24 protein-coding genes and 1 riboswitch are annotated in these 25,619 nt (G+C 38.6%); of the genes, 22 read left to right on the top strand and 2 right to left on the bottom strand.

The window, feature by feature from the left end; all coding sequences use genetic code 11:
• Positions 1-82 precede the first annotated feature (82 nt).
• Positions 83-622, bottom strand: coding sequence for a cupin domain-containing protein (locus PQ456_RS12940; RefSeq protein ID WP_273612657.1), 540 nt, complete (start codon positions 620-622; stop codon positions 83-85).
• A gap of 218 nt (positions 623-840) precedes the next feature.
• On the opposite strand from PQ456_RS12940, the gene metH reads away from it, so the two are divergent.
• The 18 genes from metH to PQ456_RS12850 all read left to right on the top strand — a co-directional run bounded on the left by metH (position 841) and on the right by PQ456_RS12850 (position 20,190).
• Entirely contained in the window at positions 841-4,281 is a 3,441-nt protein-coding gene (gene metH / locus PQ456_RS12935) for a methionine synthase (protein ID WP_273612656.1), read from the top strand.
• A gap of 103 nt (positions 4,282-4,384) precedes the next feature.
• Positions 4,385-5,317, top strand: a complete 933-nt coding sequence (rnz, locus tag PQ456_RS12930; RefSeq protein WP_273612655.1) for a ribonuclease Z — start codon at positions 4,385-4,387, stop codon at positions 5,315-5,317.
• Positions 5,318-5,410: 93 nt separating this feature from the next.
• A complete protein-coding gene (locus PQ456_RS12925) occupies positions 5,411-6,217 on the top strand; it encodes a TIGR01457 family HAD-type hydrolase (RefSeq protein WP_273612654.1) in 807 nt (268 codons plus the stop codon).
• Between the two features lie 26 nt (positions 6,218-6,243).
• Positions 6,244-7,068: an Fpg/Nei family DNA glycosylase gene (locus PQ456_RS12920; RefSeq protein WP_273612653.1), complete on the top strand. Its 825-nt coding sequence runs from the start codon at positions 6,244-6,246 to the stop codon at positions 7,066-7,068.
• Positions 7,069-7,101: 33 nt separating this feature from the next.
• The gene (locus PQ456_RS12915) at positions 7,102-7,452 is read left to right on the top strand and encodes a cyclic-phosphate processing receiver domain-containing protein (protein ID WP_273612652.1); all 351 of its coding nucleotides are present in this window, start codon (positions 7,102-7,104) and stop codon (positions 7,450-7,452) included.
• A gap of 5 nt (positions 7,453-7,457) precedes the next feature.
• Positions 7,458-7,781, top strand: a complete 324-nt coding sequence (locus tag PQ456_RS12910) for a thioredoxin family protein (protein ID WP_273612651.1) — start codon at positions 7,458-7,460, stop codon at positions 7,779-7,781.
• A 25-nt stretch (positions 7,782-7,806) separates the two neighbouring features.
• Complete coding sequence (locus PQ456_RS12905) at positions 7,807-8,871, top strand: SAM-dependent methyltransferase (RefSeq protein ID WP_273612650.1); 1,065 nt, start codon at positions 7,807-7,809, stop codon at positions 8,869-8,871.
• A gap of 68 nt (positions 8,872-8,939) precedes the next feature.
• Positions 8,940-9,410, top strand: coding sequence for a DinB family protein (locus PQ456_RS12900; protein ID WP_273612649.1), 471 nt, complete (start codon positions 8,940-8,942; stop codon positions 9,408-9,410).
• 238 nt (positions 9,411-9,648) lie between these two features.
• Positions 9,649-11,133 (top strand): serine/threonine-protein kinase, encoded by a 1,485-nt coding sequence (locus tag PQ456_RS12895; protein WP_273612648.1) that lies wholly within the window; start codon positions 9,649-9,651, stop codon positions 11,131-11,133.
• 27 nt (positions 11,134-11,160) lie between these two features.
• On the top strand, positions 11,161-12,186 hold the full coding sequence (locus tag PQ456_RS12890) for an SAF domain-containing protein (protein WP_273612647.1): 1,026 nt from the start codon (positions 11,161-11,163) through the stop codon (positions 12,184-12,186).
• A 49-nt stretch (positions 12,187-12,235) separates the two neighbouring features.
• Complete coding sequence (locus PQ456_RS12885) at positions 12,236-12,961, top strand: hypothetical protein (RefSeq protein WP_273612646.1); 726 nt, start codon at positions 12,236-12,238, stop codon at positions 12,959-12,961.
• Positions 12,958-13,797, top strand: a complete 840-nt coding sequence (locus PQ456_RS12880; RefSeq protein WP_273612645.1) for a P-loop NTPase family protein — start codon at positions 12,958-12,960, stop codon at positions 13,795-13,797. The genes PQ456_RS12885 and PQ456_RS12880 overlap by 4 nt, the downstream gene beginning before the upstream one ends.
• Complete coding sequence (locus PQ456_RS12875; protein WP_273612644.1) at positions 13,787-15,604, top strand: P-loop NTPase family protein; 1,818 nt, start codon at positions 13,787-13,789, stop codon at positions 15,602-15,604. Before PQ456_RS12880 ends, PQ456_RS12875 begins: the two co-directional genes overlap by 11 nt.
• A complete protein-coding gene (locus PQ456_RS12870; protein ID WP_273612643.1) occupies positions 15,601-17,670 on the top strand; it encodes a hypothetical protein in 2,070 nt (689 codons plus the stop codon). Before PQ456_RS12875 ends, PQ456_RS12870 begins: the two co-directional genes overlap by 4 nt.
• A 56-nt stretch (positions 17,671-17,726) precedes the next feature.
• The gene (locus PQ456_RS12865; RefSeq protein WP_204823836.1) at positions 17,727-18,212 is read left to right on the top strand and encodes an ABC transporter permease; all 486 of its coding nucleotides are present in this window, start codon (positions 17,727-17,729) and stop codon (positions 18,210-18,212) included.
• Positions 18,213-18,222: 10 nt separating this feature from the next.
• Positions 18,223-18,603: a hypothetical protein gene (locus tag PQ456_RS12860; protein WP_273612642.1), complete on the top strand. Its 381-nt coding sequence runs from the start codon at positions 18,223-18,225 to the stop codon at positions 18,601-18,603.
• A 56-nt stretch (positions 18,604-18,659) separates the two neighbouring features.
• Positions 18,660-19,211 carry a hypothetical protein gene (locus PQ456_RS12855; RefSeq protein ID WP_273612641.1) on the top strand — a complete coding sequence of 184 codons (552 nt, stop codon included), beginning with the start codon at positions 18,660-18,662 and terminating at the stop codon, positions 19,209-19,211.
• Positions 19,198-20,190 (top strand): hypothetical protein, encoded by a 993-nt coding sequence (locus PQ456_RS12850; RefSeq protein WP_273612640.1) that lies wholly within the window; start codon positions 19,198-19,200, stop codon positions 20,188-20,190. The genes PQ456_RS12855 and PQ456_RS12850 overlap by 14 nt, the downstream gene beginning before the upstream one ends.
• Positions 20,191-20,332: 142 nt before the next feature.
• On the opposite strand, the gene PQ456_RS12845 is transcribed toward PQ456_RS12850, so the two are convergent.
• The gene (locus tag PQ456_RS12845) at positions 20,333-20,875 is read right to left on the bottom strand and encodes a tetratricopeptide repeat protein (RefSeq protein ID WP_273612639.1); all 543 of its coding nucleotides are present in this window, start codon (positions 20,873-20,875) and stop codon (positions 20,333-20,335) included.
• Positions 20,876-21,425: 550 nt separating this feature from the next.
• Between PQ456_RS12845 and PQ456_RS12840 the strand changes: the two genes are divergently transcribed.
• The 4 genes from PQ456_RS12840 to thiS all read left to right on the top strand — a co-directional run bounded on the left by PQ456_RS12840 (position 21,426) and on the right by thiS (position 25,619).
• Entirely contained in the window at positions 21,426-22,982 is a 1,557-nt protein-coding gene (locus tag PQ456_RS12840; protein ID WP_273612638.1) for an ABC-F family ATP-binding cassette domain-containing protein, read from the top strand.
• A gap of 181 nt (positions 22,983-23,163) precedes the next feature.
• A riboswitch (TPP riboswitch) is annotated at positions 23,164-23,273 on the top strand.
• Between the two features lie 236 nt (positions 23,274-23,509).
• Complete coding sequence (locus tag PQ456_RS12835) at positions 23,510-24,139, top strand: thiamine phosphate synthase (RefSeq protein ID WP_273612637.1); 630 nt, start codon at positions 23,510-23,512, stop codon at positions 24,137-24,139.
• 8 nt (positions 24,140-24,147) lie between these two features.
• Positions 24,148-25,425 carry an NAD(P)/FAD-dependent oxidoreductase gene (locus PQ456_RS12830; RefSeq protein WP_273612636.1) on the top strand — a complete coding sequence of 426 codons (1,278 nt, stop codon included), beginning with the start codon at positions 24,148-24,150 and terminating at the stop codon, positions 25,423-25,425.
• Positions 25,416-25,619: a sulfur carrier protein ThiS gene (thiS, locus tag PQ456_RS12825; RefSeq protein ID WP_273612635.1), complete on the top strand. Its 204-nt coding sequence runs from the start codon at positions 25,416-25,418 to the stop codon at positions 25,617-25,619. Before PQ456_RS12830 ends, thiS begins: the two co-directional genes overlap by 10 nt.

Raw genomic sequence — 25,619 nt, 5'->3', positions numbered from 1 at the left:
GAGTTCTTAGCCCTATAGCTAAAAACATAACAAAAAATCCCTTGCCCGAGTAGATCGGTAAGGGATTTTGTTATTTCTATCATTAAGCTTTTTGGAAAGAGTTGTCTTCGAAAGGAACAGCGATCCAACCGTCTGTTTCTACAAACAAACGAACAGCTACAATTTTACGATTTTCAACCAGTGTAAAGAAGTGAGGTGTATTCTCAGGTACAGAGATAACATCACCTGGTTCTAATTCAACATCGAAGTATCCATGCTCAGGGCTTTTGATAATAAAAATACCATTACCTGATACAATCGCACGAATCTCGTCTTCGGTATGGGTGTGAATTTCTTCAAATTTAGCTAATTTAGCTTCCAGATCAGGTGTAGATTCAGATAAAGTGATCACGTCCCATGTGCGGTAACCACGACGTGCTGAAAGGTCTTTGATTTCTGCTTCGTACGTATCTAAAACCGCTTGTTTTTGCTCATCTGTCAGTGTGAAGTTATCTTGCAATTCAGGAGCCAATTTGGAAGCATCCCATTTTTCATACACAACCTCATGTTTGTTTAAAAACTCCAGAACCTTGTCATCTCCAGCAATTCGTTCATTGGTATTTCTAATTCTGATTTCAGCCATCGGATTACCCTTCTTTCAATGTTTTTATGTTGTATTATAAAAGAAAAAGCGTTTTTTGTCGATACTTTCATTCAAACTTCATCTTATAGTTTAAATAAAAAATCTTCACTTTTATAATTACAAGTATAATACACTTATACATCACAAATAAGATTCTTTTCTAGTTAAAAGGTTTCTGTTAAACTAAAGCCTAACGTTTTGCGGGGAGGATCGAATAGATGAATAAGCCTGACCTACAAGAAAGACTTGAACAGCGTATTCTGATTTTGGATGGCGCTATGGGGACGATGATTCAACAAAGAGATTTAACGGCAGACGATTTTGGCAGTGATGATCTAGACGGTTGTAATGAAATACTGGTTCTAACACGTCCAGATGTTATTCAAGAAATTCATGAGCAATATTTAGCTGCTGGTGCAGATTTGATAGAAACGAATACATTTGGTGCTACCTCAGTAGTACTGGCTGAATACGATATTCAAGATCAAGCACGTGAATTAAATCTAGCAGCCGTTAAGCTTGCCCGAGCAGCTGTTGATAAATATAGTACAGCTGAACGTCCACGTTATGTTGTAGGCGCTATGGGACCTACAACCAAGACATTGTCTGTTACAGGCGGAGTCACTTTCGATGAACTGGTAGAAAGTTATCAGGAACAGGCAGTAGCTTTGATAGAAGGCGGCTCAGATGTACTTCTATTGGAAACCTCGCAAGATACACTGAACGTGAAAGCAGGTAGTATCGGTATCCGTAATGCGTTTAAGCAGACAGGAATAGAGCTACCTTTGATGATATCCGGTACGATCGAGCCGATGGGTACAACGCTTGCCGGACAAAATATAGAGTCTTTTTATATTTCATTAGAACATTTGAACCCGATTTCAGTAGGCTTGAATTGCGCGACCGGACCAGAATTTATGCGTGATCATATTCGTTCATTGTCTGAAATGGCAGGAGCGGCTGTTAGTTGTTATCCCAATGCAGGCTTGCCTGATGAAAATGGGAATTATCATGAATCTCCAGAATCGTTAGGACGCAAAATGGCGGCTTTTGCTGAGCAAGGTTGGCTCAATATAGCAGGAGGCTGTTGCGGAACAACACCGGATCATATTCATGTTATGGATGAATTATTATCTCAATATCCGCCGCGTGCGATGATCGGTACACATCCACCTGCTTTGTCAGGGATAGAACCTGTCTATATCGAGCAAGACAATCGTCCTTATATGGTAGGAGAACGTACCAATGTTCTCGGTTCACGTAAATTTAAGCGATTGATTGTAGAAGGTAAATATGAAGAAGCATCTGAGATCGCTCGTGCTCAAGTAAAAAATGGTGCACAAGTCATCGATGTATGTGTACAAGATCCCGATCGTGATGAAACGTATGATATGGAGAAATTTTTAGATTTAGTCGTCAAAAAAGTTAAAGCTCCATTAATGATCGATACAACAGATGTAGCTGTTATTGATATCGCTCTTCGTTATTCGCAAGGGAAAGCAATTATTAACTCAATTAATCTGGAAGATGGGGAAGAAAAGTTTGAAGATGTTACCCCGCTTATCCATAAATACGGTGCAGCTGTAGTTGTAGGGACGATTGATGAACGAGGACAGGCGATAACAGCGCAAGATAAGTTAGAAGTCGCTAAGCGTTCGCAACAATTGTTAGTGAACAAATACGGACTCCAAACAGAAGATTTAATTTTTGATCCACTTGTATTTCCTGTCGGTACAGGAGATGAGCAGTATATTGGTTCTGCCAAAGAAACGATAGAAGGTATTCGCTTAATTAAGGAACAAGTTCCAGGTTGTCATACAATTCTGGGGATCAGTAATATATCGTTTGGTTTACCGGAAGCAGGACGTGAAGTGTTGAACTCTGTATTTTTGTACGAATGCACCAAAGCAGGTCTGGATTACGCGATCGTCAATACCGAAAAATTAGAACGGTATGCGTCTATTCCTGAACATGAGCGTCATTTAGCAGAAGAATTACTTTATAATACCAACGATGCTACATTAGCTGAATTTGTAGCTGCTTTTCGTAATAAAAAAGTAGAAAAGAAAGTGCAAGATTCTAATCTTTCGTTAGAAGAACGGCTTGCTTCTTATGTGGTAGAAGGAACCAAAGAAGGTCTACTGCCTGATTTGGAAAAAGCATTGCAAAAATACTCGTCCCTCGAAGTCATCAATGGCCCGCTGATGGCAGGGATGGAAGAAGTAGGGCGGCTGTTCAATAATAACGAGCTGATCGTAGCTGAAGTATTGCAAAGTGCCGAGGTTATGAAAGCATCTGTTGCTTATCTGGAACAATTTATGGAGAAAAATGAATCGTCTGTAAAAGGTAAGATTTTACTGGCAACTGTCAAAGGCGATGTACATGATATTGGTAAAAATCTCGTCGAAATCATTTTATCTAATAATGGTTATAAAATTATCAATCTAGGGATCAAAGTCCCACCTGAACGTATTATCGAAGCGTATCGCAATGAAAAAGCAGATGCGATAGGTCTATCCGGTCTTTTGGTTAAATCTGCTCAGCAAATGATTACAACCGCGCAAGATTTACGTAGTGCAGGAATCGCTATTCCTATTATGGTAGGCGGAGCAGCGTTAACACGCAAATTCACCAAAAACCGGATACGACCGGAATATGAAGGTTTGGTATTATACGCCAAAGACGCTATGGATGGTCTCGATATTGCCAACCGTCTTATGAATCCTGAAAAGCGAGCGATTATTGAAGCAGAAGTAGCGGCTGAAAATGAGATCGATACAGCCGTAGCGGTGGAAGTAGCACCATTACCTGTGCTCACTCGCGCGGTTAAATCGGATATTGATCCGAATATGCCGATCTATCTTCCACCTGATCTGGATCGCCATGTATTGCGTAATTATCCGCTTAGTCATATTTTACCGTATGTGAATATGCAGATGCTTCTTGGACATCATCTAGGACTCAAAGGATCGGTAGAGCAATTGTTAGCGAAGCAAGACCCGAAGGCAGTACAGCTCAAATCAGTCGTAGATGAAATATTGCAAAAAGCATTAACAGAGCATATTATTCAAGCGCATGGGATGTATCGCTTTTTCCCGGCTCAATCGAATGGGAACGATGTGATTGTATATGATCCGACAGATCATAGCCGAATTTTGCATACATTTACATTCCCGCGCCAACAAGTCGAGCCTTATCTCTGTCTAGCTGACTTTTTGAAGTCTGTAGAAAGTGGTATGATGGATTATGTAGGCTTTATGGTAGTTACTGCTGGTCAGGGAATTAGTGCACTGGCTTCAGAGTGGAAAGACAAAGGTGATTATCTACGCTCCCATGTTCTTCAAGCAGTCGCACTAGAGACCGCAGAAGGGCTTGCAGAACGTGTTCATCATATGATGCGTGATAGTTGGGGATTCTCTGATCCGGCGACGATGACGATGAAACAGCGCTTAGGAGCACGTTATCAAGGGATTCGAGTATCATTTGGTTATCCAGCTTGCCCTGATTTAGAAGATCAAGGCCCTTTGTTTGCTTTATTGAAGCCTGAAGATATCGGTGTCGAATTAACCGAAGGATTTATGATGGAACCGGAAGCTTCAGTATCAGCTATGGTATTTAGTCATCCACAAGCTCGTTATTTTAATGTAGATAAAGCATAACTATAGATTGTATTGCATTATGTATTATCATTGCAGAATCCTCCGATAAATCGGGGGATTTTTGTTACGGAACCTGGCGAATACAGAAAGAAGGTAGAGAGAGATGGAATTGTACTTTTTGGGAACCAATGCAGGCGTTCCTACACTTCAGCGTAATGTGACCTCTATTGGATTACGAATGTATGAAGAACGCCGCGCATTATGGTTATTTGATTGTGGAGAAGGTACACAGCATCAAGTGTTACGTTCTTTGCTCAAATTAAGTAAATTAGAAAAGATTTTTATTACTCATTTGCATGGAGATCATTTATTTGGTCTACCCGGGCTATTATCGAGTCGTGCTTATCAAGGAGGAGTCACACCGCTTACGGTATATGGTCCTGTCGGATTAGAACGGTATATTCGAACTTCTCTAGAACTCAGTCAATCACGTATTGAATATGAACTGAATATCGTTGAACACGAAGGTGGCGTCGTTTTTGAAGACGATATGTTTCGAGTAGAATCAGCGTTATTAGAACACCGTATCGATAGTTATGGATATCGTATTATTGAAAAAGATCGTCCCGGACAATTGAATTTTGAAGTACTGAAACATCATGGCATTAAGCCAGGCCCTCTATATGGAAAATTAAAAAATGGAGGCAGTATCAAATTAGAAGATGGACAAATATTACATTCTCATCAAGTCGTAGGCAAGCCGAAAAAAGGAAAAATCATTACGATTTTGGGAGATACAAGACCTTGTCCAAATGTAGGTATATTAGCGCAAGACGCGGATGTGCTGGTGCATGAAGCTACGTTTTTGCAAGATATGGAAGAGACCGCTCACAATTATTATCATAGTACGACTTTACAAGCAGCTCATGCGGCTAAAGACGCGAATGTACATGAATTGATCTTGACTCATTTTAGCTCCCGTTATAAAGATCGTGAACAGCTTGAACCGTTGTTAATTGAAGCCAAAAGTATATTTGAAAATACGTTATTGGCAGAAGAACATGTGTTATTTCCGATCACTTCGAAGTCGGTTTAAAGCATTTTGGTTGCGGCGATATGAGGATACCGTTTGCCTTATGCCGCAACTTTTTTTACAATGAAGATTGTGAGTGATAGAAAGGGTGTCTGTATGACAACAAATCGTAAAGGATTACTGATTGATCTGGACGGTACATTGTATCATGGCGATACCGTTATTGAAGGGGCCAGTGCTTGGATTCAAGATTTACAGTCCAAGCAGATTCCTTATTTATTTGTTACAAATAACTCTTCTCGTACACCGCAAGGAGTGGCAGATCATCTGACTCATTTAGGGATTCCTGCTACTGCTGAACAAGTGTGCACTTCTGCAATGGCAGCCGCTTATTATATTGCACAGCAATCGCCTGCGTCGAGTGTATATGTCATCGGAGAAGAAGGATTGAAACAAGCGGTAACAGAACACGGGTTACAATTAACAGAGGAACAGCCCGATTATGTCCTGCAAGGGATCGATCGTCAATTTACATATGAAAAGCTGACAAAGGCATTGCGCCTGATTACAGGGGGGGCTACATTTGTTCTAACCAATCCCGACCTTCAGCTTCCTTCACATGATGGTTTGTTGCCAGGAGCAGGTACGATTGGTGCTTCTATTGTTGCTGCAACAGGGATAGAACCTGTTGTGATTGGCAAACCATCAGCCATTTTGATGGAATATGCATTAGAACGCTTGGGACTACCTGCAAAGGATGCTATTGTAGTAGGCGATAATCTATTGACTGATATTGCTGCTGGGGCTGCTGCCGGTTGTGTGACAGTGCTAGTATTAAGCGGTATTACAACAATAGATAATATGTCTACACATGAAGCCAAAGCAGGGGTCAAAGCAGATATCATATGTCAAGATCTTGCCGAAGTAAGTTCGGCTCTTGGATTGTATTCATCATCCCATTAATTGATATAGAGAGAGGAAGAATTCTTATGCCAGAATTGCCAGAATTAGAAAATTATAAAGTGCAATTAAGCAATTACATTTTAAATGTGCCGATTACTCAAATTGAGGTAAAACGTGCCAAAGCAGTTAACTTAGAATCCGAGCAAGTAAATCGTCAAATCGTAGGCGAACGCATTGCTTTTATTGAGCGTCGCGGTAAATATTTAAATCTGCATACAAACAATGGACAACGTTTGCTGTTAAGCATTGCAGCAGGTGGTTCTTTATTTTATGGCAAAACCAAAGAAAATGCTGATCGTGTAGCAGATGTTGAAATTCAATTTGAAGATCATAACTCGCTTTACTTTACAGGTGCTCGTCAAGGAATGTTCTACGTCTATACTGCCAAAGAAGCAGGAGCGAAGTTGAACGAACTAGGATTGGAAGCTACAGATCGCAAATTAACAGAAGAACTATTTATCAAATTATACAAAGGTCGTCGTAGTTCGCTCAAAACAGCGCTAACGAACCAGAATCTAGTCGCAGGGATTGGAAGTTACTATGCAGATGAGATAGCTTTTACAGCAGGTCTATTGCCTTCTGCTAAAGTACAAGAATTGGATGAAGAAGCATTATCTCGCTTGTACTTTGCTATGCAAAATGTATTGGAAGAAGCTATTCAGACGGGTGGACATTTGGTAGGGCAACCGCTAACAGTAACAGATTCCTTAACAGGTGGATTCCATGCGCTGCGTCGTGTATATGAGCGTGAAGGTGAACCTTCTGTACGTTCTGCGAAAGATTTGATTGTCAAAACCGAAGTGTCTGGCAAAAAAGCCTATTATTGTCCAGCTACACAATTTGAAAAGTAATATCAATTCATATAAACCGAGGAGGCAATCTTTATGATCAATCTTTATTTGGATGATTATCGTCCTTGCCCCAAAGGTTTTGCTCTAGCTAGAGATGGTGAAGAATGTCTGATGATGCTGAGAGAAATTGAAGTCAATATTCTTTCGCTTGATCATGAGCTTGGTTTTGGGCAAATGGATGGCACCGATGTAGTCAAAGCAATGGTGCATGAAGGTCTATTTGCAAACGAGATTTATCTGCATACGTCAAGCTTGTCTGGTCGCAAACGAATGTATGAACTGTTATATCAAGCAAAACCTGAACATGTCATTTTGCATGATGGGGCTATGCCTGCTGAGGTTCTGAACGATATTGCTAACCAGTCTTCCAAAGGGCAAGGCTGAGTGCAATGATTGAAGAACTAACAGAACAGCAAGCACTAGAGATGGCAACTACATCAGGACAAGCAATTGCGATATATGCGTACACACCACTTTGTGGTACTTGCAAAATGGGACGACGGATGCTGGAAATCACGTTGCCGCTTTTACCAGAACATACGGTATATGCATTAAATGTTAATTTTGCACCTACGTTTGTACAAGCTTACGAAATTAGCAGCATACCGTGTCTGATCGTATTTGAAGCGTGGAGAGAAAAAACTCCACGTTTTTTATACCGCATGGAATCTGTTCCGCGTATACTTGAACATATCCGTAGTGCAATTGCATAAATTATTGGAGGCTGAACATTAACTCATGAATGACCAAGAAAACAATACGCAAGAGCAACAAAGTGATTCTCGCTGGATCGGAACAGCGAATCATGGCTTTGCTCCTTATGCACAGGAAGAATTGAAAAGAGCATTTGGAGCTGTTAAAAGTTCTGTTCTTGTTCCTGCTGAAGTCCTTTTACTAACTTTACCTGTGGCTACAGAGCAAGTCGTACAACGCTTATTAGCAGAACCACCTATGTTCTTACGTCATATTCAACCGGTTCATTATGATCTGGTACTGGATCAAATTGATTCTGAACAACATCCATTTGATGCATTAGCCCATTTATTATTGAAGCGCGATGAATTGAAAGATATCAAATTAGCAGTTCATATTCGCAAAACAGCAGATGCTACACCGGAAGAAAATGCTTCTGAACTGCGTCATTTGCTGGAAGAACGTCTAATGGGCTTGCAGTCTGATTTTACAGTGCAGGATGCTGATAAGGTCGTATCTGTATTTTGGACAGCAGAGCGACTGTATGCAGGTATTTCAGTGCCAACTGATAACCTATCCGATTGGAATGGAGGAGCTGTACGTTTTCAACGAGAAGAAGGACAAATTTCACGTGCCAAATTCAAATTACTTGAAGCAGAACGTGTATTTGGAATCGACTTTACCGCTTTTCGTTCTGCCGTTGATGTAGGAGCAGCTCCTGGAGGTTGGACTTCGTTTTTACTGGATAAAGGACTACAAGTTACAGCAGTAGACCCAGCTAAAATGGATCCTTCTCTGCAAAATATTCCTAATCTTAAAGTAGTTAAAAAAAATGCAGCTGATGTCAAATTCAAACCGAATGAATTTGATCTACTGGTATGCGATATGAGTTGGAGTCCTAAATTAACAGCCAAACTTGTGATCGGTATGCTTGATGCTGTTGTTCCAGGTGGAACCGTTATTGTAACCGTCAAATTAATGAACAAAAAGCCATTGGCTTTAATTAAAGAAGTCATCAGTACATTTGAAGATACTCGTATGCAAGTTCAACGTGCGAAGCAACTATTCCATAATCGCGATGAGATTACGCTTTATATGGTCAAATACTGATAATGTAATAGCTTAAAATGATTGGCTAGACCCCAAACAAAGATCAATGTGGAGAAGGATGTGTACTTATGCAAAACGCAATTTATCGTTATTTACCGGATATGGAGCATTTTGTAGAACAGATTCGCGCGATTCCTGAAGCAGAAATTGACTTTAAACCAGCACCAGAAGCATGGAGTATTCATGAAATTGTTGTTCATTTGTTTGATGTAGAAATTATGCTTCAATATCGATTGAAATCAGTCTTAGCTGAAGAAAATCCTGTCATCAGAGCATTTGATCAAGATTTATGGGCACAAAATCTAAAGTATAGTTCGCTTAATATGGAACATCATCTGCAAGCATTGATCGCGATGCGTAGGGCTTTTGCACCTGTTCTAGAACAGATTCGTGATGAAGATTGGGAACGTACAGGTGAGCATACAGAAGACGGAACACTTACTGCACGTACGATTGCAGAGAAAATCTGTGTGTCTCATTTAGAATTGCATGTGAAACAAGTGCAACGTAACCGCGATGCTTATGCTGCTCAAAAATGATCATATTGAACTATGTAGGAAAATAGTCTTATAAAAACTCTTTACAAATCCCGACTTTATCATTTATAATAAACTCAAATTGAAATGCAACGGACAGGGAAAGCATCCCGTCCACTGAAGAAATTAATCCTTAAGAGGGTTATTTTCAGTGTGGCGGAAGCTTTCCCTTTTTTGTTGCATTTTTTGGTATAGAGACGACAAAGCTCAATAAAAAAACTGCGATCAAGGAGGTATATATATGATTCATTCATCCAAATTAACCTATGGAATGGTATTAGGAGATCGCTATCAGATTGAGCAAAAGTTAGGGAGTGGCGGTATGAGCCATGTCTATCTGGCTCATGATTTGAAATTACCCGGAAGATCATGGGCGATTAAAGAAAGCGTATCTGCTCCTTCACAATTTGTAAATGTTGCAGATGAAGCTCAGATGTTAATTACACTTAGTCATCCTTCTTTACCAAGAATCGTAGATTTTTTTGAGCCTGATGATGAAGGATTTACATACTTAGTTATGGATTACATTGAAGGTATTACACTGGATCAACAATTTAAAAAGTATCCGGAAATGATTACAGCATCGTTTATTATGCGCTGTGCAGATCAATTGTGCGAAGTATTAGAATATTTGCATGATCGAGAGCCACCTATCGTTTTTCGAGATATGAAGCCTTCCAATGTAATGGTTACACCTATGCAAGATATGAGATTAATTGATTTTGGAATTGCACGTAATTTTAAGCCACAAGAAACAGAAGATACGGTCAAATTGGGTACAGTCGGCTTTGCAGCTCCAGAACAGTATGGCGGTGGGCAGACAGATAATCGTTCAGATCTATACGGGTTAGGTGCATTACTTCTTTATTTGTCTACAGGAGGTCATTATAGCGAATGGATGCCTGGGATGGAGAAATTTATCCGAAGTGATCTTCCGCGTGGCATGATTCCTGTATTACGCAAAATGTTACAACATCGTCCGGTAGATCGGTTTCAAAATGCTACTGAAGCTCGTGAAGCATTACGTAGAGCTGTTCAAGAAAATACATCACCTATAATATATCCTAATTCACTTTCCAGTTCTGTTCATGTACAGCAAGCTACAATAGTAGTAGCAGTGATTGGTACAGCATCAGGAACAGGCACGACACATACCGCTATAGCGATTGCACATTATCTGGCACGTCAAGGTGGTGGCGTAGCTTTAGCTGAAATGAATGGTATACCTGGAACATTTGCACGAATTCAAGCGGTTGCAGGAGGAAGCTCACACCATCTTGAACGTAAATTTCAAATCCAGCATGTAGATTACTGGCGAGAGTCAGCAAGGGCTGAAGTGGTGAATTTGCTAGGTGGAAGTTATCGCTTTCTTGTACTTGATTTGGGATGTTACAAAGACAATGAACGCTTAGAAGAGTTTTTGAGAGCAGATATTCCGATCGTTGTAGGTTCAGGAGCAGAATGGCGGTATCAAGATATTTTGAAGTTTGCCGAACAATTGCAACGTCACCCTCAAAGTAAATGGCAGTATTGTTTGCCTTTAGCTACATTAGAAGTGACACAGCGGATAAGCAAAGAATTAGAGACTCAGCAAGTATATGCGTTACCGTGGCAACCTGATCCTTTTGATCAACATCCACAGATGGATACAGCGCTTCAAAGTGTTTTTAATAGCATTATTCCAGCACCTATCAAAAGAAAAAAGTTTCGTTTTAGTCTACGTTAAAAAGCGAAAATGAAGGAGATTATAACATTGTCTAAAATCAGACAACGCACCAAGCATTTAATTTATGCGGGTTTATGTGGAGCAGGAGTGATCGGTCTTTGCTTTGCAGGATACGTCATCTACTCTAGTATTCAATTCAAGCATAATCAGAATGAACTGAGGGCGCGATATGAACAACAGATACGCACATTAGAAGAAGGTACAGAGCGTGTCACCGTATTTGTACCGGCACAAGAAGTAACCGCAGGCAAAGAAATCACTAAAAAAGACCTGATCGGTATCTATTTACCGAAGCAATCTTTACCTGATCATTTGTTACCAACTGTTAATGAGCTTGTAGGTAAAACGACCAAAATTAATTTGACTCGTAATATGCCGATTACCACTTCGATGATCTATGAAGAACAACCGACAACAGATGATATGCGTAACCGTGAGCTCAATACCATCTTAATGCCTACAGATATCAAAAAAGGAGATACTGTTGATATCAGAATTCAATTTCCAACCGGACAAGATTATATTGTGTTAACCAAAAAGAAATTAAACAATCTGGATTATCCAACCATCTGGACTACGTTAAAAGAAGATGAAATGTTAGCATTGTCCAGTGCAACCGTTGATGCTTTACTACACAAAGCTTCACTGTATGCAGTTAGTTATGTAGAACCACAATTACAAAAAGAAGCTATACCGACATACCCTTCAAATGCAGAAGTACTTAATTTAATGAAAGCAGATCCTAATATTGTAGGAACAGCAGAGCGTTATCTGTTAGATAATGTACGCAAGCAATTAGAATTAGATCTCAAAGCGTTATCTGATGAACAACGACTCAATATTGCTCAGTCTGCTCAATCAGCAGCCGAATCAGCTATATCTACACGACAATCATATAATCAATCAAGTGGTGTAAGTTCGAATACTAGCAATCCTAATAATGATAATAATACTTCTAACAACGAACAGTCATCAACAGATACAAGTAATTCTACTAATAGCGAAAGTACTATTTACAAAAACAACGCATCAGAAGCATTTACTTCTCAATAGATAGAATCATATAAAATAAACCTTTTACACCAAGAAGGGATTGAGTTTTTTGAAAACCTGGATATTTACAGGATTATGCGATAAACGAGATTTGATGTTATCGCTTTGTGCTTTGATGACATCAGCCGGGCAAAAAGTATTGTTGATCGATGCTACACTAGAACATCGTTATCGCTATTACAGTGGCAATTCAGAATATATACAGACAATCACTGAATTTGCCGGATTTGATTTGGCGACAGGTTTTGAATCTTTGGAACAGATTAATCAGCAATTATCACATACAGGTGAAGATTGTACTCATTACGATTATATTCTTTGTGATTTGGAACAGTTGTCTTTTTATAATCGAGAACAATGGACAGATGCGCAAGAGCATGTCTGGGTGAGCGATTATGACCGCTTAACGATCGACAAAAGTATTGCTTGGTTTGAGCAATGGTATCAGCAGATGCAAGCTCAAGACAAAGCTAATTTTGTACCCTCATTTCAATTAACATTTATTCATACGATAGATTGCTCGCTCGAATCAGAGTATATTCGTAGCCATTTAGAGCATTTGCATATTGCATGGAATACAGAAGTGATTACGATTCCATGGACAGAATCAGATATGGCTTTAAAACTAGAAAATGAATATGCAGAAAAGTTACGTATTCGTCCATTGTCTCGTTTGTTCAAAAAAGGATTATGTGAACTAACAGGTCAGATTAGTGGCATGGAAAATAAAGAAATTAAAAGAGCGCTGAAACAAGCAGAAAGGAAAAGAGCATGAGTACAGTAATGTTTTGGAGCCCACAAGCAGGTCATGGCAGAACATCTTCACATACTGCATTAGTGACATTAACAGCAGCATTACAATATCGATTGCGGATATTGGTCTGCCATAATCAAGCTCAAGGTGAAAGTATAGAAAGTGGATTAATGGCACAAGGAACTATCGTATCGACTGCTTATCAAGAATCAGATATTGGCATTGATAGTGTGCGTAGATTGTTATCTTCGCGCAAGCTGAACAAAAACAATATCTCGGATTATACAATCCCATTATTAAAAGATCGGTTAGATCTGTTACCAGGAACTATGATTGCTTCTCATTCTTCGTCTCTGGAAGAAGGTTCAGATTGGCAAGACATTTTAAATATTGCTAATGAGTATTATGATCTTGTGATAGTAGATGTAGGGTCAGGGATGGATAAAGTGGAATTATTAAAGCAAGCAGATAGCGTAGTTGTGAATATGAGCCAGAATATTAATCATTTAGAGTCCTTTTTTAATACTGCTAATCAGTGGGCCAATATCCATCAACAACCATGGACAACAGTTCTAGGAGCTTATGACTCTGATTCCAAATGTGCGGTTGCTAATATTCGTCGCAAATTTGGCTTAAAGCAACCTATATTTGCGATAGAAAATGATGCTCAATTTAGAGATGCATGGAATGCACAGACATTACTATCATTTGTGCGTCGTAATCTTGGAGTAACGCAGCCACGTAAATATGCAGAGTTGTTTAAGCAGACGACGATGTTAACAGAACATATACTGGCACAGTTAAATGAAGGGCATGATCATAAGCGGCTTGGAGAGGGGAAGCTGCATGCTATTTGAAAATGGGATCAATATGACTTTGATTATTATCGTGTTGCTGATTCTTGGTCTGTTATTATTTGCACGTCATCGTCGCGCAGCCCTTGCAGGTAACGATATTGCTATTAATCACAGTCAAGAGCATACATTGTCTGCATTGATTCAATACGTCAAAGATCAATTGCATGATATGAGCCATAGCCGTCTATCCGATTATGGTCTGAATGAAGAAGAGTACCGACGCAGAATAGCAAAACGTACTGAATTACGTCAAGCGTTAAAAGGATGTATATCTGGAGATGTGATGGATAAGCGTTATGTGAAAGACTTTATCGCAGGTCTATTGCACAAAGGATACGGGCTTAACGAAACTAATATTAATCAGATTATTCCGTTTGATCAAGAAGAGCGCCTAACTACAGGCGAACAGTTTGATATTTTGTTATATCGCTACATTAGCGAATATGGACGTGATGGATTATCGATATTGATCGATACATATGATCTTGCAGCGCCTAAGTTAATCGAGACGGATGGAGACAGTTTGTCTTATGCAATTACAGAGCATGATATCCAGCAAATTTTCAGACAAGAATATCGCTCCTTAACTTTTGAAGAAAAGCTAGATATCGTTACTCAAAAAGTCTATCAGCATTATAAAGGATTCTCTGTAATTGATGAAATTAGAGATCAACGGGTCGATGGCGTCAGCGGTGGGGTAAGTGGTGTACTTGAAGATTCCGGCCAATTAACACCACGTTATATGCCTAACCCTAAAGACCAAGTAACAGAACCACCTGCCAAAGGATGGGAAAGTGTATGGCTATTTTATAAAGGAAAATCGATTCATTTGTCGTTTCTCAGCTTTGGTTCTGTACGTGAATTAAAACGGGTCTGTCAAAATATTTACAAATACAATCATCCCGGCCAATTGTCAGAAGCCAATGGTTATAAAGTGAATGAAATGAAAGATGGATCTCGGATCGTTGTGGTGCGTCCTCCTTTTGCCGAATCATGGGCATTTTTTGTTCGTAAGTTCGATGTGCAAAATGCTACGTTGGAACAACTGATTCGTGGCGATCAATCTGCAATGGTCATTGAAATGCTGGTTTACTTAATGAAAGGAGCACGTATTACTTCGATTACAGGTGCTCAAGGTTCCGGTAAAACAACATTGTTAATGGCATTGGTAAAACATATTTATGCTTCTTATACGTTAAGGGTACAAGAGATGGCATCAGAGCTTCATTTACGTGAAATCTATAGTCGTCGTAATATTTTGAGCTTTCGTGAAACAGAGAATGTATCAGGTCAACAAGGGCTTGATGTTCAAAAGAAAACCGATGGAACAGTTAATATTTTGGGAGAGGTTGCTACAGATGAAGTAGCTGCCTGGATGATTCAGATGGCACAGGTTGCCAGTTTGTTCACTATTTTCACCCATCATGCGAAAACGTTTCGCGATCTGATCTATTCTTTACGTAACTCACTACTCAAAACAGGTGTTTTTCAAAATGAAGTAATCGCCGAAGAGCAAGTGGTCAGCGTTATTAACTTTGATATCCATTTAAAAAGAGATGCCGAAGGTCAACGTTATATCGAACGGATCACCGAGTGTGTGCCTGTAGCAGATTTAAGCGAAGAAGAAGGTCACAATCAGCGTTATACGTTTATCGCACGTAATATTATTGAATATCATGATGGGGTCTATGTAGCTGTTCATCCAATGTCCACAAAAAATCAAATCGAAATGCAAGAGCAAATGACTACTCAAGATCGTGTTTTATTTGAGCGTTTTGTAAATACGTATTGGGGGCAAGCTGTATGAGTATCAAGCATTTGCTTATCGCTGTCTTGATTATATGCGCAGTCGGAATGGCGGTTGTGATATTACTTTATCGGATACAACACAATCGTAGTCGACATCTGACAGCAATGATGCCTTCTGAAAAAAATCAAGATCTACGTAAAAAATGGCAAGCATGGCATTATCAAACGTTGCAACAATCCTATATGGTTGCGATGAAAATTCCGCTTCTAGGCCATTACGTTCTACGTATTCGCAAACGACTAACCAGTATTCATGCTTATGAAGAATGGGAATTACGTCGCCGTACAATGGCAGTAACATGGATGATTATAGGGATATTAGGTGGATCAATAGTCATCCTAATTATTCGCAATCCTGATCCGTTATTCTTTATTATGCTTTGTATTGCAGCAGTCGTACTAAATAGCATGTTTATCGAAGCTTATGCAGGTCGATTAGAACGAAGATTGTTGCGTCAAATGGTTGATCTGTTAGCTGATGTTAGACATCATTATCATCGTCATGGCATGGTCGATGAATCGTTGTATGAAGCGGCGGAATATGCTGCTCCTGAAATTGCTCTACATGCTAACTTGATTGTAGAAGCATTAACCGATCAACATCCCGAAGAACGATTAGAGCAATATTACGAGACAGCGCCTAATCGCTTTCTCAAAGCTTTTGCGGGTATATCCGGTATGGTAATGGAATACGGAGATAAAGTAAGGCAAGACGGATCGATGTATCTTAGAGGACTCAGTAATCTGACCAAAGAGATCCATTTAGAAATTTTACGACGAGATAAACTCGATTATCTGCTCAAAAGTCTAAATATTATCGTGCTTGTACCGATCTTTTTTACCAATCCGATTGAACAGTGGGCACGTAGTAACTTTCCAGCAATGGATGATTTTTATACCAGTAAATTAGGATTTATCGCACGAATTTTTATTTTTATCCTTATTCTGATCAGTTATCTGTTACTGCAAAAATTACAGACTTACGATGAAACGACTTATCGAGCAGGCAAAGATTATCGCTCCTGGGAGCAAATGTTATTGAAATGGAAATGGTTTAGCAAAATCGTATTTCTAGCCTCAGCTGGAGAAAATCCACTTCATAAGTATCGTTTAGACAAATTACTGAATGATGTCAATGCTCGTATCACAGTGGAATGGTTGCAAGTACGTAGATTAGTACTTTGTATTTTATGCTTTGGCATTACATTGTCAGCAGGAATTATTTTACACCAACAAGCTAAAGAAATGATTCTGTATGCACCTGTCAAAAACGATATGTTATTTGGTTCTATGTCTATAGATGAGCAAAAAAATGCAGAAGAATTAGCAACTTTGGATCGTCAAATTATGATGTCTGTTGGATTGTCCAGTAAAGTGACATATGAACAGATTGCTACACAAGTGAACAACTCGGGAAAATTTCGAGATCAAGAGCAAATCAATATTACAACTGATCGAATTTTGCTCAAGCTCAAAGCATACGATACCGAGTATTTTCGCTGGTGGGAATTACTGATTGCTTTACTTACTTCTTTTATCGCTTATCAAGTGCCTGTATGGATGCTTTATTTCCAGAAAAAAGCACGCAGTATGGATATGAAGCATGAAGTGTATCAATTCCATACAGTGATCTCTATGCTAAGTGGAATGGATCGTATGTCTGTGGAAGTGATTTTAGAATGGATGAATCGATTTGCTGTGATTTTTAAATTGCCACTACAGAAATGTTTACTACATTATGAGCATGGGCCTGAAGATGCGCTAGAGCAGTTGAAAGACGAAGTATCGTTTCCTGAATTCGGCAAGCTAGTAGACAAACTACATCTGGCAGTAGACAAAATTCCGATTCCGCAAGCATTTGATGATCTTGAAAGTGATATGTCCTATTACTTTGAACAACGTCGTCAAGAATACGAAAAAATGATCGAAACAAAAGCAACATGGGGCAAAATGATCGGTTTTACTCCGATGTATGCTCTGATATTCCTTTATCTAGTCTTACCACTGATAGGTATGAGCTTTAGTCAGATGGAAGTCTATTACGATCAGATTCAAAGAATATAGCTATTGATACACGTTAAAACTAATAAACTACAAAACAAATAACGGGGGATTTTACAATGAATAATGCTTCAACCGCTTTAAAAGTAGCCGCAGGAATATTTTTAACAATCGCTTTGATAACGATTGTAGTAATCTTATTTATTTCTGCTCAAGAAGCTACCAAGACGGCACAAAATAACTTTGCTGATATCCAAACTGAATTATCTCAAGCGTCTTATACAGTCTATGATGGTACAACTATCAGCGGTTCTCAAGTAACCAATGCTTTACGTAAATTTAGCGGTAAAGAACAATTTGGTGTTCAGGTAACAACGGGTAAAAACAAAGGTTCAAATGGTCAATGGTACGGTAATACTTTAAACACAAGTGGAGAATTAACTTCAGATTCTTATGGATCCGTAACAGCTAAAGCTAATGGTGATATGAATAATACGATGACAGAATCAAGCCCAGAGTATGTCAATCCGAGCGGTAAATTCAAAGCTGCGATTATTAAAGATCGTTCTAACGTTGTACGTGGTCTTGTCTTCACTCAGCAGTAAGGACTAATCGATGGATAATAGTACAAAAAGTATGCTGTGGCTCGCTGTTCAATTATTTTTGTTCGGAACAGCTTGCCTTGCGGCACTTTATCTAAGTGGTGGTATTCAGAAAGTAAATCAATTATCAGAACCTGTGATGCAAGGACAAAAGCAAAGCGTTCAGCAGTATATAGGCATTTCAGAACCGTTGACGTATACAGGCGCACAGGTCAGACAATCGATTGCTCAGATTCAAGAGATCGGTGTAGATATGCAAATCGATCATGTGCTTTATCCTCATGCTGTAAAACCTGAACCATCTGCATTACTGAGAATAGAAGTCAATCGTACGTATCAAGTGACTTACCAGACGAATCCACAAGGTGAAGTGGTTACTATTCTATTTAGTTAATCAATATGATGTAGTAGCCCATAGTGCTATACCACAGAACGATCAAGGAGAACGCTATGAATTCGATGTCCAAAGTATTTGCCGCTTTTCTTGCGGTAGCTTTATTATATGTATTTCCTACGATGCAAGCGGCAGAGCGACAAGACGATCTTTCTCAGATGATAGTTTATAATGCAGTTGTTCAATTTACAGATGCTGTACGCACCAAAGGATACGTAACACCTACCATGTATAATGATTTCACACGTGAAATTAATGCAACAGGTAATGAGTATACTATTCAAATCGAACATTTACACAAAACATATCATCCTGAATATACAGATCCAGCGAACGTAAATACTTTTCAAAATAAATTTACAACTGTATATGAGGGATACTATGAGAATGCTATCATGCCTGTATTGTATCCAGATAACAGCACACCCAAAGACGATCAAAGCAGACAATATCGTTTACAAAATGGAGATTATTTTACAGTGAAAGTAGAAAGTACGAATCGAACAATGGCAGCGATATTGCGCGGAATGTTAGGGATCGAAGGAAATCAGAATCGTTCTGCTGTACTTGCACGTTATGGAGGCATGGTGCTGAATGAAGATTACTGATTTTGCTATTTTGTTTGTTATTATTTTCTTTCCGCTATTTTGGCTGAGTGGCTTACATACTGACGAACAGGCGCAAGCATCGAGTCTACAAATTTCGTATACTACAGCACTTCGTACAGCTGCTCAAGATGCAGGTCAGGTGATGAGTACGAATGAGCAGCAGCAATATGAAGCAGGATACTCTTCAGAAAAGTTTTTTCGAGCAGATAAAGAGTTAGCATTACATACATTTTTGAATACATTGTATTTGAATTTTGGTATTCGTGGGGATGAATCTGCACAGCAAAATCTACTGCACTATATCCCTGCAATCGTAGTGATTGATTATGATGGTTATTACATCTATGCGACTGAAGATTATACAGGAAGTGATGGATTGCCTAATGCTAGACATATATGGCACCCGAAAAAGCCATATGCGTATTCTGATGCACAAGGCAATAGTATCCAATTTACGCTAGATCATTATGTGCATGTTGTCGAAGCCAGTACAGGAAAAGTGTTAGATGGAGAAGCAGAGCAGTTAGCGGATCAGACGAATATAGCACTTTTAGATCAGATCAATACATTTGAGCAAGTGAGACGTACAGCGATAGTGAGTTCAATTCAAAAAGATTTGGCTTACTATATCAATAAACACAATGAATATGCTTCTCGTTATGGGATTTCTTATACATTTACATTACCAACGATATCGCAAGAGGAATGGAACAATAGTATTAACGATATCAGTATTATTTCTTTTTTGCAGGGGATTCCGACAGGAAGCGGTTATTATAACAATTATGCGCTTGGCGGAGGACGATTGGTGAAAAAGACTTCATGGTTAGGAACGACTGATCCTGATTCAGGTATCAAATATGCTTATCCTAATGGTTGTAAGTTACCTGCACCAGCTCAAGATTTATTTACCGATGCTAAAGAAGCTGCGAAATCAGGATACTTTCTACGCGATTGTCGTAATCCTTTAATTCATTAATGTTGTATAAAATAGCTTTTTTAAATCAAAAGTCATACAAAAAAACCAATAACCTTATAAAAGGTTACTGGTTTTTGGTTTTGAACTACCGATCATCGTTTGGCAGGTTGTGCATCAAGCTTAATTTTAAAACGATAAAAATTTACCAAGTTTCATCAAGGTGTTGAGCGTAGTAAGAAATTCCTCTTTTAAAGTATTGAAGATGTTCATCAGAAGTCGTTTCCATTAGATTAGCCAAAACAATCTCCATAGCCTGTTTGTAATCTTTTGCATTATACAGAGCCATTGAATAAAAGATTTGAAGGCCACGGTGTTCAGGAAACTCTGTTACACCTCGATGTAAAGTTTCAACCGCTTCTTGATAGTAACCTAAAGAACGGTAGGTACTGCCAAGACCAAGCAAACATCTTTGCAGATTTGCTCCTGTAAGACCTTGGTCAATTGCCTTTACATAATAAGGGATAGCTTCATTCGGATATCCGGAATTATCGTGAACCATTCCAGTCTGATAATTTACCTCAGCGTGATCTGGATAGGTAGCGACCATTTCTAAAAGAAGAGAACGTGCTTTTTTCAGAATTTCTTGGTCTTGCTTAGCACGCCCTTCTTCACGCAATTCGTGGGCTTTTTCTAAGAGCAAATTCAATGTTGTTTCAGCTGTAGTATTTATTCTTTTATCATTCATTTTTAAAACTCCCTCAAATGTAGTATTGCAAATAGCAAAGTAACATTATAAAAACAATACTTTGAGAGAGTTAATTAATTTTGAAAGTGACTTTGTAAAAACATGTTCATGACTTTTAATTCCTCCTTAGAAATCAGGAATAAACCTTAAGGTTCTTTTTCATACTAGGCTTTTTATTAACTAAAGTCAAAATCAAATTCAAAGTATTCAGTCGTTTATAATATTATCAACAAGCTATGTCTTAAAACTAATGCAATCTACTTCTTAAAGTAACAACCGACAGTTAAATTTAATTTTTAGAAGTAAGTAAAAAAGCTTTGATCTTTTCATAGAATGACAAAAATCTTCAACGATAATAAGATTACTTCAATTCTTTCAAACTGTTCGTAAAAGCATACATTTATTCTACATATCAGAAAATGAATGTAAAAAAATGAAAATTTTCAGTTCTAGACAGCTTCTGCTTATGTTACAATACATTCTGTAGCAATTTTGTGATGATGTATATTTAAAAAAGAGATATTTAACATAGACAGGAGCATTATTTAGTATGAGTTTGTTATCAGTAGAAAATGTAACACATAATTTTGGAGACCGAACATTATTTCGGGATGTATCTTTTCGTCTGCTTGCTGGAGAGCATGTAGGCTTAGTCGGTGCAAATGGTGCTGGCAAATCCACATTGATGAATATTATGACAGGTAAACTGTTAAAAGATAGCGGTAAAGTCGAATGGGCTCCGCGTGTACGTTATGGTTATTTAGATCAGCATACTAAGTTAACAGAAGGAAAAACAGTACGTGATGTACTGAAAGATGCTTTTCTTCCGTTGCTAGAATTAGAGCAAGAGTTAAATGAAGTCACTAATCAGATGGCTGAAGCATCCCCGGAACAATTGGAAGTATTGTTAGAACGAATGGGCGATATTCAAGAGCAACTGGAAATAGGAGACTTTTATCTGTTAGATACTAAAGTTGAAGATATGGCTTACGGTCTTGGACTCAATGTTATTGGACTTGATAAAGACGTAACAGCTTTGAGCGGTGGTCAGCGTACCAAAGTACTACTTGCCAAGCTATTACTCGAAAAGCCTAATGTTTTGTTGCTGGATGAGCCTACCAACTATCTCGATGTAGAGCATATTCAATGGTTAACTCGTTATCTACAAGAATATCCACATGCTTTCGTATTGATCTCACATGATACAGATTTTATGAATCAAGTCGTGAATGTGATTTATCATTTGGAATTTGCCAAATTAAATCGTTATACAGCTGATTATAATAAGTTTCTAGAGATGGCTGATATTCAAAAGCATCAACATATCGAAGCCTTTGAAAAACAGCAAGATTTTATCAAAAAACAAGAAGAATTTATTCAAAAAAATAAAGCGCGTGCATCTACTTCAGGTCGTGCAAAAAGTCGTGAAAAGCAATTAAATCGTATCGAACGTATCGACAAACCAGAAGAATTTGCTAAGCCAACATTTAATTTCAAAGAAGCTCGTGCAAGTAGTAAAACAGTCTTTGAAGGTAAAGACTTTGAGATTGGATATACACATGCTCTATTGCCTAAAATGACGATGAATATTGAACGTGGTGAAAAAATTGCGATTGTTGGTTGTAACGGTGTAGGTAAATCAACATTGCTCAAAACTATTTTAGGTAAACTTCAACCGGTTAGTGGTAAAACATATCTGGGTGATTATTTACATTCTGCTTATTTTGAGCAGGAAGTACGTCCAGACCAATTGACACCGATAGATGAAGTATGGAATGAATTTTCACATTTAAGTCAAAATGAAGTACGTGGTCATCTGGCACGTTGTGGTCTGAAAAATGAGCATATCACGCGCCCTATGCGTATGCTAAGTGGTGGAGAGCAAGCGAAAGTTCGTTTGTGCAAACTATTACTGCGTGAAAGCAACTGGGTATTATTCGATGAACCGACCAATCACTTGGATGTTCATGCTAAAAATGAATTAAAACGCGCTTTAAAAGCATATAAAGGCACAGTATTGCTCGTGTCTCATGAACCTGAATTTTATGAAGATTGGGTTACTAAAATTTGGGATGTTGAGCAGTGGTCTGAAGCTAAAGCGAAATAAAAGATTTTCCATCTTTTTAAGTCGTAATCGCTAGTTGTACTCATTTATTTTAGATTGAATTGTACAAGATGACTTTGTAAAGTATGTAGTTCTTTATCTTTTTTAATACTTTATAAAGAGTCTGAGAATCATTTGCTTTATTGAATAGTCTTTGCTAAGATGAATAACAAATTGAATAGCTTGAATGCACTAGGGGGGCCGCTTGAGGCTGAGATGAAAGCAGATATTGCTTTCGGACCCTTTGTACCTGATCTGGATCATACCAGCGTAGGGAAGTGGTAGCAGAGTTTCGGAAATGTTAGATCATATGAACGATAGAGTCTTTTACTGTATAGAATAGCAATTATTTTGTACAGGAGAGCTTATTATGATCTAAAATACGGTTTCCGTTATTTTAAAATAATCTTGTTTGCTCTCAAACAAGGCTCATTATTTTCTAGGTCTATACTAGCCACTTCTTGAATAATAAGAAGTGGCTTTTTTGCGTTTGCTTATACACTTTTGAGGAAAGGAGGGCATATACCGATATGGAACTTCATGCAATCAGTACAGGTCAACAATCGATCTACCAGTTTGTAAAGGTAGCTTCACAGATACATCCGTGGACGACCGCTATTCATATTCGCGAAAAAAAGTGGTCTGATTCTCAGATTATTAATGCTGTCCAGCAGCTCATGCATACAGGAGTACCACTATCCAAAATAAGGATCAATAGTCGAACTCAATTAGCAGCGGATCTAAAAATAGGGGGTGTGCATTTAAGTGAACATATGTCTTATGTAAATGCAGATGATCCTCCTTCACTATGGAAAGTCGGGCGATCTGTTCACAGTATAGAGCAAGCATTACAAGCTCAAAGTGAAGGGATAGATTATCTTTTTTATGGTCATATTTATTCGACTAACTCTAAACCTGATCTGATTCCACGAGGATTGGATCAATTGGAAAAGCTTTGTCATGCGGTATCTATACCTGTTATTGCAATAGGTGGTATTCAGCCATCACACTGCCAAGACATTCATCGAGCAGGTGCTAGAGGAGTAGCTGTAATGTCTGGTATTTTTGAAGCGGAACATCCTCAGCATGCCTGTCAGTTGTATGGCCAAAGTATTCAATATATGACTTTTACGCATCTACAATCATTAGGAAAGAAGTGAATCGGCTTATGGTTCATCTATCTAATCTCAAAGCTAATCATTATGACGTAATCGTTGTAGGTGCTGGAGTGATCGGTGCTGCTATTGCTTATGAACTGGCACAGCAAGGAGTCAAAGTAGCTTTGCTTGAAAAAAATCAACCAGCTTCTGGCGCATCAGGTGCAGCAGGAGGGATGTTAGCCGCTCATTCTGAACATTTTGCTCATCCAGAATTGTACCAGTTGGCATTATACAGTCAATCGCTATATAGCAAGCTTGCGACTGATCTATTGGAGAAAACAGGAATTGATATTGAACTGCGAACAGAAGGATTTTTGCTACCACTGACCAAGCTAGAATTACAGTTAAGACATAAAGAACCACTTCAAGCAGATCAAAGATATGACAAGACATTTGATGAAAATTTATTTCCTTTACCAAATAAAGGTCATACTTCTGCTTCTACACATAACGATTCAAAAGTAGATCGCAAAGAGTGGTGGAGCCCATCATATCTAGCACAAGTTGAGCCACATATTTATGCTCCTTCTGGAATGATCTACAATCCAGATGAACCGCAATTAATTCCAGCTTTGTTTAATCAAGCGCTTGTTCAAGCAGCGATTCAGCATCATGTCGATTTTTATCCTGAGACAGAAGTATACCGTTTACTGCATTCGCAAGGTAAAAATCATATTACAGGTGTAATCACTAATCAAGGAGAAATCTACGCTGAACAAGTAGTATTAACAACAGGCTTGAGTACACAACAATTGCTAGCAACAGAGCAGTATAGTTTACCTTTGGTACCGGTCAAAGGAGAACTCATCGAAGTCAGTACTTCTTCTCAATATCTTGGACATACAATTTATGGAGAAGGCATTTATATCATTCCCAAAAGTAATCATCGCATCTGGATTGGAGCTACCAGTAAACCAGAACGTACAGATACAACAGTAGATCTTTCTGCGATTGCTCAGTTATTGTCGGGAGCAGAACAATTTCTGCCTGCGATAGGATCAGCTACGTTTGAACGTTGTTGGTCAGGGATACGTCCTGGAACACCGGATGAATTACCTTATTTAGGAAGGATTCAACCGCTTGCTGGATTATGGACAGCTTCAGGGCATTATCGAAATGGGATGTTGTTAGCTGCTGGCACAGCCAAATGGATGGCAGAGGCATTAATAAATAATGATACAGCGCATATTCCTGATTGCTTTTCACCAGAACGAGCTTTGCAAAAATCGAAATCTTTATCATCGAAATCTCGATCTACAGCCAAAGGAGTGTCTACATGGAATTAATTATCAATGGTCATCGAAAATATGTAGAACCTGAATACAACACGGTATCCAAATTGCTAGAATCTTTATCATTAGGTCACAAAACAGTGATTGTAGAACATAATCAACAAATTTTGCAAAAAGAAGAACATCCGCATATTACACTGGCAGAAAAAGATATATTAGAGATTGTACATTTTGTAGGAGGTGGCTGA

This window comes from Paenibacillus kyungheensis, assembly GCF_028606985.1.
In the GTDB taxonomy this organism is placed as follows: domain Bacteria; phylum Bacillota; class Bacilli; order Paenibacillales; family Paenibacillaceae; genus Saccharibacillus; species Saccharibacillus kyungheensis.
This window is presented reverse-complemented; position numbering and strand designations above follow the sequence as displayed.

Bases quoted from the DNA above. Each gene is read 5' to 3' on its own strand.
- PQ456_RS12875 (WP_273612644.1), top strand. From the start codon at position 13,787: ATGCTATTTGAAAATGGGATCAATATGACTTTGATTATTATCGTGTTG.
- PQ456_RS12910 (WP_273612651.1), top strand. From the start codon at position 7,458: ATGATTGAAGAACTAACAGAACAGCAAGCACTAGAGATGGCAACTACA.
- PQ456_RS12940 (WP_273612657.1), bottom strand. From the start codon at position 622: ATGGCTGAAATCAGAATTAGAAATACCAATGAACGAATTGCTGGAGAT.
- PQ456_RS12840 (WP_273612638.1), top strand. From the start codon at position 21,426: ATGAGTTTGTTATCAGTAGAAAATGTAACACATAATTTTGGAGACCGA.
- thiS (WP_273612635.1), top strand. From the start codon at position 25,416: ATGGAATTAATTATCAATGGTCATCGAAAATATGTAGAACCTGAATAC.
- PQ456_RS12880 (WP_273612645.1), top strand. From the start codon at position 12,958: ATGAGTACAGTAATGTTTTGGAGCCCACAAGCAGGTCATGGCAGAACA.
- PQ456_RS12845 (WP_273612639.1), bottom strand. From the start codon at position 20,875: ATGAATGATAAAAGAATAAATACTACAGCTGAAACAACATTGAATTTG.
- PQ456_RS12905 (WP_273612650.1), top strand. From the start codon at position 7,807: ATGAATGACCAAGAAAACAATACGCAAGAGCAACAAAGTGATTCTCGC.
- PQ456_RS12850 (WP_273612640.1), top strand. From the start codon at position 19,198: ATGAAGATTACTGATTTTGCTATTTTGTTTGTTATTATTTTCTTTCCG.
- rnz (WP_273612655.1), top strand. From the start codon at position 4,385: ATGGAATTGTACTTTTTGGGAACCAATGCAGGCGTTCCTACACTTCAG.
- PQ456_RS12865 (WP_204823836.1), top strand. From the start codon at position 17,727: ATGAATAATGCTTCAACCGCTTTAAAAGTAGCCGCAGGAATATTTTTA.
- PQ456_RS12925 (WP_273612654.1), top strand. From the start codon at position 5,411: ATGACAACAAATCGTAAAGGATTACTGATTGATCTGGACGGTACATTG.
- PQ456_RS12895 (WP_273612648.1), top strand. From the start codon at position 9,649: ATGATTCATTCATCCAAATTAACCTATGGAATGGTATTAGGAGATCGC.
- PQ456_RS12855 (WP_273612641.1), top strand. From the start codon at position 18,660: ATGAATTCGATGTCCAAAGTATTTGCCGCTTTTCTTGCGGTAGCTTTA.
- PQ456_RS12830 (WP_273612636.1), top strand. From the start codon at position 24,148: ATGGTTCATCTATCTAATCTCAAAGCTAATCATTATGACGTAATCGTT.
- PQ456_RS12900 (WP_273612649.1), top strand. From the start codon at position 8,940: ATGCAAAACGCAATTTATCGTTATTTACCGGATATGGAGCATTTTGTA.
- PQ456_RS12835 (WP_273612637.1), top strand. From the start codon at position 23,510: ATGGAACTTCATGCAATCAGTACAGGTCAACAATCGATCTACCAGTTT.
- metH (WP_273612656.1), top strand. From the start codon at position 841: ATGAATAAGCCTGACCTACAAGAAAGACTTGAACAGCGTATTCTGATT.
- PQ456_RS12915 (WP_273612652.1), top strand. From the start codon at position 7,102: ATGATCAATCTTTATTTGGATGATTATCGTCCTTGCCCCAAAGGTTTT.
- PQ456_RS12870 (WP_273612643.1), top strand. From the start codon at position 15,601: ATGAGTATCAAGCATTTGCTTATCGCTGTCTTGATTATATGCGCAGTC.
- PQ456_RS12920 (WP_273612653.1), top strand. From the start codon at position 6,244: ATGCCAGAATTGCCAGAATTAGAAAATTATAAAGTGCAATTAAGCAAT.
- PQ456_RS12860 (WP_273612642.1), top strand. From the start codon at position 18,223: ATGGATAATAGTACAAAAAGTATGCTGTGGCTCGCTGTTCAATTATTT.